Annotated in this window: 1 protein-coding gene; it reads right to left on the reverse strand. The window is 60.3% G+C overall.

What is annotated here, in order from left to right:
• Nucleotides 1-285, reverse strand: a 285-nt coding sequence (locus IAE37_RS28635) for a hypothetical protein (RefSeq protein WP_201178801.1), incomplete at its 3' end; no start/stop codon positions are given.
• Nucleotides 286-380: the final 95 nt, after the last annotated feature.

Below are 380 nucleotides of genomic sequence, written 5' to 3' on the forward strand. Positions count from 1 at the left end.
CCTGCACCACCAGGACTGGGCGTACATCACGCCGTCGATGTGCTCAACACCCGAGATGCTTATGCCGCGCTGGGCCATTGTCGTCACGGCAGCGTCGTACAGCCTCGGGATTATGTCCGGCCCAGGCGACGGGTTGAACACCCAGGCCTGGGTCGATACCCGGCCAAGCGGCTCACTGTGGTGGTCGCCAATATGAATGTCGGCCCGCAGGGGCTGGATCTTGCGGATCTGATCAGAAGGGATGACCACGCCGTTCACGCGGCGGCGGACGAGAAGGAAGTACATGCTGCACCAATACTGTATATGGATACAGTATCGTAGCCATGGAAACCTCATTTGAGCAACTGCCGCCCGGCGAGCTGTCAGTGGGGCTTACGACT

Origin of the sequence: Pseudomonas sp. S31 (assembly GCF_016648105.1) — a bacterium.
Lineage (GTDB): Bacteria > Pseudomonadota > Gammaproteobacteria > Pseudomonadales > Pseudomonadaceae > Aquipseudomonas.